The organism is Okeania sp. SIO2B3 (assembly GCF_010672525.1).
GTDB lineage: Bacteria > Cyanobacteriota > Cyanobacteriia > Cyanobacteriales > Microcoleaceae > Okeania.
On the sequence record NZ_JAAHGH010000092.1, the window covers coordinates 20545 to 29990 of the forward strand.

Here is a 9446-nt window from a genome sequence, read left to right on the forward strand (position 1 = left end):
TTTTCATAAATTGCCTCTAAAAGTAACATTTCTTTGAGAAATATGGGAAATAGTCAAACTCTCAAAATGACCTGCTCGGTTTATTTGTCAATATTGACAAGGGTCAGGTTCGCAAAAAAAACCTAAAAAAATAACGGGAGGAAGTACGCAGCGCCTGTTTTAACGGCTGGTTGAATAACGACACGCGGGTTTTAACCCGTAGTAAAAATCTGCTATAGTAGCTATACTAGAGATAGCAAGTAAGAACAAGGTTTGTCGCCATGACATGACCGCGCTTTGCGGTGAAATTCCGGTGGACAGGAGACGGGGAATTAATTTCCTACGACGGCTGTTTGCGTAGCATTCGGCACCGAAAAGCAAGCAGGCAGCTAAAGCAGCGAGAAGATTGCTCCAACCAGCGCGAGTAAAACCACTCGTGAAAGCTAAAAAAAGTAAGCTCACAGCTAGATAATGGTCTATGCCGAGGAGTTTAGAAGTCTGCCCTTCAGGCTGTAAGCAAATGTGGATTTATGAGGGGCTGCGTGCGGAATTTACTTCCGCACTTTAAACGCCCCGTCCCATTTGCGGTGGGTAAACCACGGACTCCAGGGTGTTTCAACCCCTGGAGATGTCAAGAGTTACCTCAATCATTAAATTATCTTTTAGGAACGATCGCTCCTACGAGATAATTTTTTTTTGATTCTCTAGTAATATCATGTCCGGTTGAATAGTTATAAATAAACGAGGGAGGAGTTAGGAGTCAACCCACCCCTCGCCCCTCCCCCTCCCAGGAGGGGAGGGTCTATTTATTGTCACGCGAGCGAAAAATTGATGGGGGGATGGGAACCCACCCCTCGCCCCTCCCAGGAGGGGAATGTGGGGGGATGGGAGATGGAGATATTTGTATATTTGCACAATTAAATGTACTTCATATTAATATTCTCCCCAGGCAATGAATTAGCCCTGCTCCCAGGAGGGGAGGGGAAGGACTGAGTCAGGAGGGCAGAAAAAAGGAAGAAGCAAGAAAAAAGAGAAAGTTTTTTTGATCACTAATTATCCGGACATAATATAATCAGGACTTACGCAAATTGACCTTTAAACCACCATCTGTAGGGGCGAATGGCATTGGCTAACGCCAAGCTCCGCTTTATATGTTGCGGAGCAAAACGCCCTCGCTATATGCAGAGTCTCTGGGTTAAGTCCTGATCATATTATATCGCCTTTCTTCTTTGAATGAGGTACAAAATTTTAATTTTTAGAGAACAGGGAATCTAGAAATGTATCATACACATCGCGTATTTTTGGGAAAATTATATATTTACCGAAATTGGATTTGTTAGATTTGATATATAAGTAAGGGATGATGAGAAAGTAAATCTAAATATAGATGTGAGGGGATAGGCAAATTGATGAAACATAGTAATCAAGCAAGACAAAATAGAACAACATTTAGGAAAATCTTGATTTGTTGATGTAGCTACCATTTAAATCAATTAACAATTATTTAGTTAGTCTCCTGGGGAGGAACTGTAGAATTCAGGTGTATCATAGAAAATGAGCGACCTACCACAAAGGTGCGCCACGCACTTTTCCAACATAAACGTGGAGGTATTAAACAAACCTGTTAAAAATATTAACTTTTAACTGATGACTGATAAATAACATCTTTAAATACTGAGTTAATTGACAATATCTCACAAAAATTTTCAACAAGAGTCTGTTTTTTTATGGGATGTATTATAAAAGTTTTTAGTGATGTATACAAAAATTGCCTACTGATCCGGCCTCTGTTTCTCAATAGTCCCAACCTGGTGAAAAGATAGTTAAGGTACTCTATATAAATACAGCTTTTTATTTGGGCTAAGTATATACTCTAGCTTATAATTATTACTCAAAGCTATTGATATTTTGAGTCTGTCGATCGAGTAACCTGACATTTATAGTAGCAGATTTAAGAAAGAGGTAGTATGACTATTTCATTATTCAAACAACTCGGTTTTATTTCTTTTATACCTATATTTTTAATCATATCTTTTGAGTATCCTTCTTTGTCAAAAAATTACACTCAAAATCAAAAATTCTCAGATAATGAAGCAAACAATAAATTAAAACTGAACAAGCCTCAATCGACTAAACTGCAAAATCAACCTCCTAATAAATATCTAAAAAATAGAATAGAAGTATCTGAAGATGGATGTATAATTAAGAACTTGAGATTGAGAAATGGTATCAATATCAAAATCCGACAAAATTGTAATTAAGTGAAATTTCAAAAAATCAGGTTGGAAGAAGAAGTCAGGAGTTAGAACTCAGGTAGGGGAGCCGTCGGATTGGCGACGTACAGGAGAATGCAGTTTATGGACATTATCACCCCACCAACCGCATTTGCACCGCGAGTGATAGTGGGAGATTAAATCCATAAGGGAAAAGATAAATAATACAATTATTTTACAGCCAATAATTAGGAATTAAACTGAATTTACTGATAATTATTGAAGTATTAAAAATTAAAATAATACTCTGGTAATAGCAACTTCAAAAATCAATACTTAACAGTAAATTTAAGTAGACAATAAACCTTTTTCAGGCTAATGTTGTCGGTATCCAAAAAATAATTAAATATTTTAAATACTACCCATTTTGACTTGCTATTAGAATTAGAATATATTTGTTGACTGCAATATCCTAATTCAGCAAGGTAATGCAACTATGACACAAACACCACCACCTCGTCCCCCAGCACCCCGTCCTCCTGGAGGCCGTGGTTTACCGCGTCCCCCAGCTCCACCTAGTCCACCAGCAGCAAGAAAACCGCCAACATCTCCTCCACCTTCTTCCGATCCTCCAGTATCATCAACATCTGTTTCTCAACAACTGATTCCTCCAACGGAAACTGCACCAGTAGCTCAAATAGCAACTTCTGGTGGCCCACAACTGGGTTCTGGACAAATACCGCTGACAGATATTGTCCGGCGAGCTAATGAAGAAGGTGTTTCAGATGTTCATGTAGGGGTGAAAGAAATACCACGGTTCCGCAAACGTGGAGACCTTCTACCCCTTGAATATCCAGAAACTGACTTGAACACCTTTATGTTTTGGTTGCGAGAAATTCTTACAGATGAAGAAATTCGTGCATTCCAAGAAAATCTTGACTTTGATGGTGCTGCTGACTTAGGTTTTGTCAGGATTAGGATTAGCTTGTTTGACTCTCTTGCAGGTCCAGGGATGGTTTTACGACTGATTGGGTCTAAAATCCTGACTATGGAGCAACTTAAATTGCCAGAAGTCTTTAAGAAAGTCTGCCATTACCATAAAGGGTTAATTTTGGTGACCGGACCTACAGGTTCTGGTAAGTCCACCACCATGGCGGCGATGATTGATTTTATGAACAGTACTTTTCCTTATCATGTCATCACTATTGAAGACCCTGTGGAATTTGTCCATGAAAGTCGAAAATGTTTGATCAAGCACCGGGAAGTAGGTAGACATACTCTAAAATTCTTCAATGCTCTTAAAGGTGCTCTCCGTCAAGACCCTGACTTAATGTTAGTAGGGGAAATTCGAGATAAGGAAACGGTGGGAATTGCGATTAAAGCTGCTTCTACAGGACACTTGGTGATGGGAACATTGCACACCAACAGCGCCATCAAGACTCTGACTCGTATTTTGGATATGTTTTCTGCTGAGGAACAACCAGCGATTAAATTAGCTCTTTCAGAAATTCTGGTAGCAATTATTGCTCAGTTGTTGTGCAAAACTACTGATGGTAAGCGGGCAGCTTTCCATGACATTTTGATTAATACTGATGTAATTAAGGAATATATTATTAAAGACCAGTATGAGGAAATTAACCAAATTATGCTCAAAGATACTTATGAAGGTATGACTACCATGAATAGGTCTTTGTTTGAGCTTTACCAAGAGGGTCGAATTACAGAAGAAACAGCAATAGATCAATCTCCTTACCCAAATGAAATGGCTCAGATGTTACGAGGTAGAATTTAAAAAGATTATGAAGTTTTAAATTTTAAGCTCTCAGGATGAACTAGAGTAAAATAAATTAACGGTAAAGTTTTAAGTTAAGCTAATGCTTTAAGCAGTCGAGTTTAATGTCAAAACTCAAAAGTCTGTAGTCGATCCTAATTGATTTTCTTGAAACCAGCTCCAGAAAAATTCCCCCTGTTGTTCAAGGGTATTGCCTTGTTTACACCTGGGGGAGATTTAATTTATTGTATAGACCCAAGTAAACAAAATCGATGGCATCTACACCTATGTGTAGAGCTACAAGAAATATTGGGGTTATCAGAACCACCTCATTTCTTAATACCAGGATACACTGCAACTATTGATAAATGGCTAGACCATAGTACTCAAGAAGTCCAAGTTTCTGCTGAAGCTTATGCTCCAGTCTTAAGATATCAAATATTACTTAATGCCATTTTTAAGACGGATAACTTAATTTGGCAACCTGCTCCTTGGTCAGAGGAATTTTGTAATCCAATGGTAATTGCTACTTATTACGACCAGTTTTCTCAACTCTGGGAAAATCATGACCTTGTTGTACATCTTGAGCAGCAAGAGGTTAATCTGGACTCAACTCCAGAGGAATTTTTGACCTCCAGTCTCGACCTACAACTAGAAAAACCACAAGTTCAAGGGTATGTTCTCCGCTTATTTGTATCGGGTAACAATATTGGGACTGAGCGGACTCTGAAGAACCTGCACCAAATATTAGAACAGTCTCTTTATCATCCTTATACTTTAAAGGTAATAGATGTGTTGCAACATCCGGAACAAGCTGAAGCAGATCAAATTACTGCGACTCCTACCCTGATTAGGGTTTGGCCTCTGCCTGTGCGGAGAATTGTTGGGGAATTTAATGATGTGGAAAAAATTCTTAAGTTGTTGGAAGGTGCTAATTCTAGATTTTAAATGTTAGATTTTTTTAGCGTTTGGTAGTAAAACTTTTCAAATTTATAGCAATGTGCGCTGGCATATTTACAAATTGCAGGAGGTGTCCAATAGCTAAAAGCCTTATATTATCAGCAATTTATTCCCCCAGATGAGCTGTTGCCTGTTGCCTGCGCACAGCGCTATATAGTGCTACGCGCTAGGGAATAGGGAACAAGGAATAGCAAACTGTCAAAGGGGTTTTAGGATTGAAAAATATCCTAACCAATTCTTGTAGTGCTATAGTATGAAACAACCTATGATATCATGTCCGGTAGCATCGGAGCGTGTAAAACCTGAGCGATACGGCTGACGCCACGCTTCGCGAACGCTACTCTTCAAGCACTTGACAGATTATCAGTAGGCCACCAACGAAAACAAGTGAGACCTTGAATGAGCGATTGCCTCCGGCACGTTTCACGAACACTGTTTCATTAAGTTGATACTGATACATCGCTCAAAAACTATATCTTCTATCTGGGATAAATTTTCAAAGGTTTGATTACAAACAAGTTCCCTTCGGGAGGCTTCGCCAACATTAATTATCGGCCAGAGTCGTTCGGCTAGTTGTAGTTCTGGTGTATGGGCTGGTAAGAACTCCAAGTGCATACCATCTAGAATGTTGAGTTTTTTACTGCTGTGCCAACCTGCTCTATCTAGCACTAATATCATGTCCGTTGGGGCGCGTTTGTGTAAACCCAAGGGTGAATGTCTGGAAATTTAAGTTTTTTTCTTGCTCTTAAGCATTCCTAATTCTTCCCTCTTCCCTCTTCCCTCTTCCTTCTTTCTTACCTTAGCTATACAATACCGATGCTACCGGACATGATATTACTCCTACCTCCTCGCTCATTCCCTGCTCTTCCTGTCTCCTGTCTCCAGTATAGCTGTCTCCTGTCTCCTGTCTCCTACCCCTACTAAAAGACTAGTGAAGCGCAAACCCTAACTAGGTAAACAGACATCAGGAGCGCACAAACCTGGAAAATGTACGGTTATGACTTCCAAGGTATCTAGCTCAACTTTGCGGATAACGCAATTATTTGTATCTGCAATAAATAAATGTTGCGCGATCGCACTTAATCCTGATGGCTCAAAAAAGCTACAATTAATACCTTGTCCATCTTGATTACCTACAGTGCCATTTCCCAACATGGTAAGGCATAAACCTGCGTGATATTCTACCCGCTTAATTTTGTGATTATAGGTATCAGCAACCCAGACATAATTTTGGGTATATTCTATTCCCAAACAATGTTGTAGCAAAACTTCTGAACCTCGGCCATCTTTGTCTCCAAAGCCAAATAGTCCCCCACTACCACAAATAGTCCGCACTTTCGGATGCTTATTAATACCTACTGCTCGAATTGAACTAATTTCACTATCCGCCACAAATAATTCATTGCCATCCGTACTAATACCGCTGGGTTGAGCAAAGGCAGATTCTGTCAAAGAGCCATCTACACAAGCTTCTGCACCAGTCCCTGCATAAGTACTAATTATCCCAGTATCCAGTTGCAACAGCCAAATTTGATGGGAACCTGCCATAGCAATAAAAATACGTCCGCCTATCTTGTCCACATCCCAAGGTGAATTAAGTTTAGTTTCTCTAGCAACTCCACTATGAGGTGAAATTTGATAACTTTTTTCTCCAGTACCTGCAATAGTTTCGACCTGCTGAGTTCTAAAATCAATTTTGCGTAAAGCATGATTTTCTGTATCGGCAACATATAAAACTTGATTCTTGGCATCAAAAGTCATACCTTGGGGAGCAAAAAATTGAGCTTCAGAAAATGAACCATTAATTAATCCTGCTTTACCAGTACCAATAATGTGCAAAACTTCTCCCTCAAGAGTACTAACAACAATACGATGATGTCCTGAGTCAGCGACAAATAATTGATTAGTATCACTATCAGCGAGAACTTTACCCGGAAAAGCTAAAGGTGTAGTCAAAGGTTGCTTTTGTTTTTCTAGAATTGAGCTAACTTCACTAAAATTAATAGTACCTTTGTCTTGATGTTCTTCTATCAACTTACCAATAATTTCATCCAAGACATCACGTTTACCTTCACCAGAAACAGACCCCACTATATACCCTTCGGGATCGATAATTTTGAAAGTCGGCCATGCACGAACAGCATATTGTTGCCAAACTCTCGATCCACTGTCCACTAAAACAGGATGTCCAATGTCGTAGCGGAGGATAGCTTGTCGGACATTTTCCACATCTTTCTCATTCTCGAATTTTGCTGAGTGAATACCGATAATAGTTAGACTATCTGGATATTTTTGTTCTAAGAATTCTAGGTCTGGTAGAACGTGGAGGCAATTGATGCAACAGTAAGTCCAGAAGTCGAGGATAACCACTCGTCCTTTTAGAGATTCGAGGGATAGTGGTTTGTCTGTATTTAGCCAGGGATAATTTTGGGGTAGTTTAGGCGCTCTGATACGGGACATAAATATTGGCTCGGTAATAGTAAAAGTTGGTGCTGATCTAAATTTAACGAAGTCTGAAGGTATTGTTTGATTAAGTTGTAATATTTTTACTGATAAAATTATAGATAATTATAGGAATAAATAATCAAGTGTATATAAATCCCAATCAATTGCAGACTATTGTTTTATTTCTTACTTGCGCTACCTTATTGAGCGTAACGATAGGTGTGTTAATCAATCAGTCAATACTTCCACTAAAATCCCTGATGGCTTATAGTGAAGCACAATTGCAGTTTATAAAAGTTTGGGTAAATATTGCTTTATTCATTGGGGTAATTATCCCGATAATCCTATTGATTTTTTTGAGAATACAACCTATTCAGAGTCGATTTTTGAGCTACTATTTAATAGTTGTTTTTGTTCAATTAGCTAGTGAAATCGTTTTTAGCCGTTGGTTATGCAAAAGTGTTGTTGTCATTATTGGAACTATTTACACAGGGTTTCGGATTTGGCAATTGTGGTCAGGTATTCACGCTACAATTTACTCTCAACCGTGGTTAAGTTTATTATGGCTAGTTTTGATATTTTGGATAGCTAATATTGTTATGTTGTTAACAATGGCTTTTCCTAGTATATTTCCCGAATCTGAGACAGGAACTCATGCAGATGTTTAGATTTATTTAGGACTGCCTAAGAAATTTAGCCCCCAAAGAATTCGGCATTGTTAATCAGAATTATTATTTATCTCAACGTTGGTTGAAGACCCGCGCTCTCCCGCAGGGGAGCACAGAGATGGGAAAACCAATCAATAAGAGGGGTAATTAACAGCTTGACATAATCTATGATTATCTATTATAATCTATGAATATCTATATTTCATTTTATGCTACTAGGATTCAAAACTGAGTTACACCCAAATAATCAGCAAAAAACCTTATTGGCTAAACACGCGCTTTGTAGCTCGTCATGCCTGGAACTGGGGATTATGGCTTACCAGAAACATCCTTAATCACAATCAGCGTCATCCTGATAGTAAACTTAAATTTCCTACTGAAGCATGATTTACATAAGCTTTTAGTAGCAATGGTCAAACCTAAAAACTATTGGTACTACGAGGTTTCTAAAACAGCGCCTCAGTATGCTTTGAGATATTTGTCATCAGCTTGGAAGCGTTGTTTTAACAAAATTTCTGGTCAACCTAAATTCAAGAAAAAAGGTAGGGATGATAGTTTTACTTTGGATGGTTCAATTACAGTCGGTTTTAATCGTATAAAGTTACCTCGAATTGGTTGGGTTAAAACCTTTGAAATCTTGCCAGACAATGTTACTCCCAAGTCTGTAACAAAAGAGCAAAAAAGCTGATAGATGGTTGATTAGTTTCAAGATAGAAACAGAACCTCAAGTCACTGATAAATCAGTTGATGTCGTTGGTGTAGATTTAGGTGTAAAATCTTTAGCTAAACTGTCAACTGGTGAGGTTTTTGTTGGTGCAAAATCTTACAAAAAGTTAGAGTCTAAACTATCACGACTGCAATACCTTAACAGGAATAAAACTAAGTTTTCCAACAACTTGAAATAAGCACAGCTAAAAATAGTGAGACTACACACAAAGATAGCTGATATCAGGAAAGATACGTTACATAAACTAACGACCTATTTGGCTAAAAACCACAGTCAAATAGTAATAGAAGACTTAAATGTATCAGGAATGATGTCAAATCACAAGTTAGCTAAGGCTGTTGCTGACATGAGTTTTTACGAGTTTCGCAGACAGTTAGAATACAAGTGTGAATTATTAGGTTGCTGAGTTAATCATCATTGATAGATGGTTTCCTAGTTCTAAAACCTGCAGCAGGTGTGGAACTGTTAAAGAGTCTCTATTGTTATCAGAGCGTGTTTTTGAATGTGAAAACTGTGGTTTCAGTTGCGATCGAGACTTGAATGCAGCGTTAAATTTGGCGTTGGTGAATGTGTAATGTTTTAGATAGGGATTGGCACAGTCTTAAATTTTAAGTAGTACAATAGTAAGGAAATAGAATACTTAAGCATTTTTAGAGATGGGTGAGTAACATAAAGTTTTTCGT

At 38.4% G+C, this 9446-nt stretch carries 11 protein-coding genes; 9 read left to right on the plus strand and 2 right to left on the minus strand.

The window, feature by feature from the left end; all coding sequences use genetic code 11:
* Positions 1–2027: 2027 nt before the first annotated feature.
* The 3 genes from F6K15_RS30680 (at position 2028) to F6K15_RS30690 (ending at position 4911) form a co-directional block, all read left to right on the plus strand.
* Complete coding sequence (locus tag F6K15_RS30680; protein WP_293068666.1) at positions 2028–2240, plus strand: hypothetical protein; 213 nt, start codon at positions 2028–2030, stop codon at positions 2238–2240.
* A gap of 448 nt (positions 2241–2688) precedes the next feature.
* The gene (locus tag F6K15_RS30685) at positions 2689–3984 is read left to right on the plus strand and encodes a type IV pilus twitching motility protein PilT (RefSeq protein WP_293068669.1); all 1296 of its coding nucleotides are present in this window, start codon (positions 2689–2691) and stop codon (positions 3982–3984) included.
* Positions 3985–4131: 147 nt separating this feature from the next.
* Positions 4132–4911 (plus strand): circadian clock KaiB family protein, encoded by a 780-nt coding sequence (locus F6K15_RS30690; protein WP_293068672.1) that lies wholly within the window; start codon positions 4132–4134, stop codon positions 4909–4911.
* 435 nt (positions 4912–5346) lie between these two features.
* Here the strand turns inward: F6K15_RS30690 and F6K15_RS30695 are convergent, their stop codons facing one another.
* Positions 5347–5601 (minus strand): transposase, encoded by a 255-nt coding sequence (locus F6K15_RS30695; RefSeq protein WP_293068675.1) that lies wholly within the window; start codon positions 5599–5601, stop codon positions 5347–5349.
* Positions 5602–5868: 267 nt separating this feature from the next.
* Entirely contained in the window at positions 5869–7383 is a 1515-nt protein-coding gene (locus F6K15_RS30700) for a thioredoxin-like domain-containing protein (protein ID WP_293068677.1), read from the minus strand.
* Between the two features lie 245 nt (positions 7384–7628).
* Here F6K15_RS30700 and F6K15_RS30705 point away from each other — a divergent pair, with 245 nt between their 5' ends.
* The 6 genes from F6K15_RS30705 (at position 7629) to F6K15_RS30730 (ending at position 9338) form a co-directional block, all read left to right on the plus strand.
* Entirely contained in the window at positions 7629–8036 is a 408-nt protein-coding gene (locus F6K15_RS30705; RefSeq protein WP_293068679.1) for a hypothetical protein, read from the plus strand.
* Between the two features lie 209 nt (positions 8037–8245).
* A complete protein-coding gene (locus tag F6K15_RS30710) occupies positions 8246–8371 on the plus strand; it encodes a helix-turn-helix domain-containing protein (protein ID WP_293068682.1) in 126 nt (41 codons plus the stop codon).
* On the plus strand, positions 8329–8724 hold the full coding sequence (locus F6K15_RS30715) for a hypothetical protein (protein ID WP_293068685.1): 396 nt from the start codon (positions 8329–8331) through the stop codon (positions 8722–8724). Before F6K15_RS30710 ends, F6K15_RS30715 begins: the two co-directional genes overlap by 43 nt.
* 7 nt (positions 8725–8731) lie before the next feature.
* The gene (locus tag F6K15_RS30720; RefSeq protein WP_293068688.1) at positions 8732–8941 is read left to right on the plus strand and encodes a hypothetical protein; all 210 of its coding nucleotides are present in this window, start codon (positions 8732–8734) and stop codon (positions 8939–8941) included.
* A gap of 15 nt (positions 8942–8956) precedes the next feature.
* Positions 8957–9169 carry an IS200/IS605 family accessory protein TnpB-related protein gene (locus F6K15_RS30725; RefSeq protein WP_293068691.1) on the plus strand — a complete coding sequence of 71 codons (213 nt, stop codon included), beginning with the start codon at positions 8957–8959 and terminating at the stop codon, positions 9167–9169.
* Positions 9170–9179: 10 nt separating this feature from the next.
* The gene (locus tag F6K15_RS30730; RefSeq protein ID WP_293068700.1) at positions 9180–9338 is read left to right on the plus strand and encodes a zinc ribbon domain-containing protein; all 159 of its coding nucleotides are present in this window, start codon (positions 9180–9182) and stop codon (positions 9336–9338) included.
* Positions 9339–9446 lie beyond the last annotated feature (108 nt).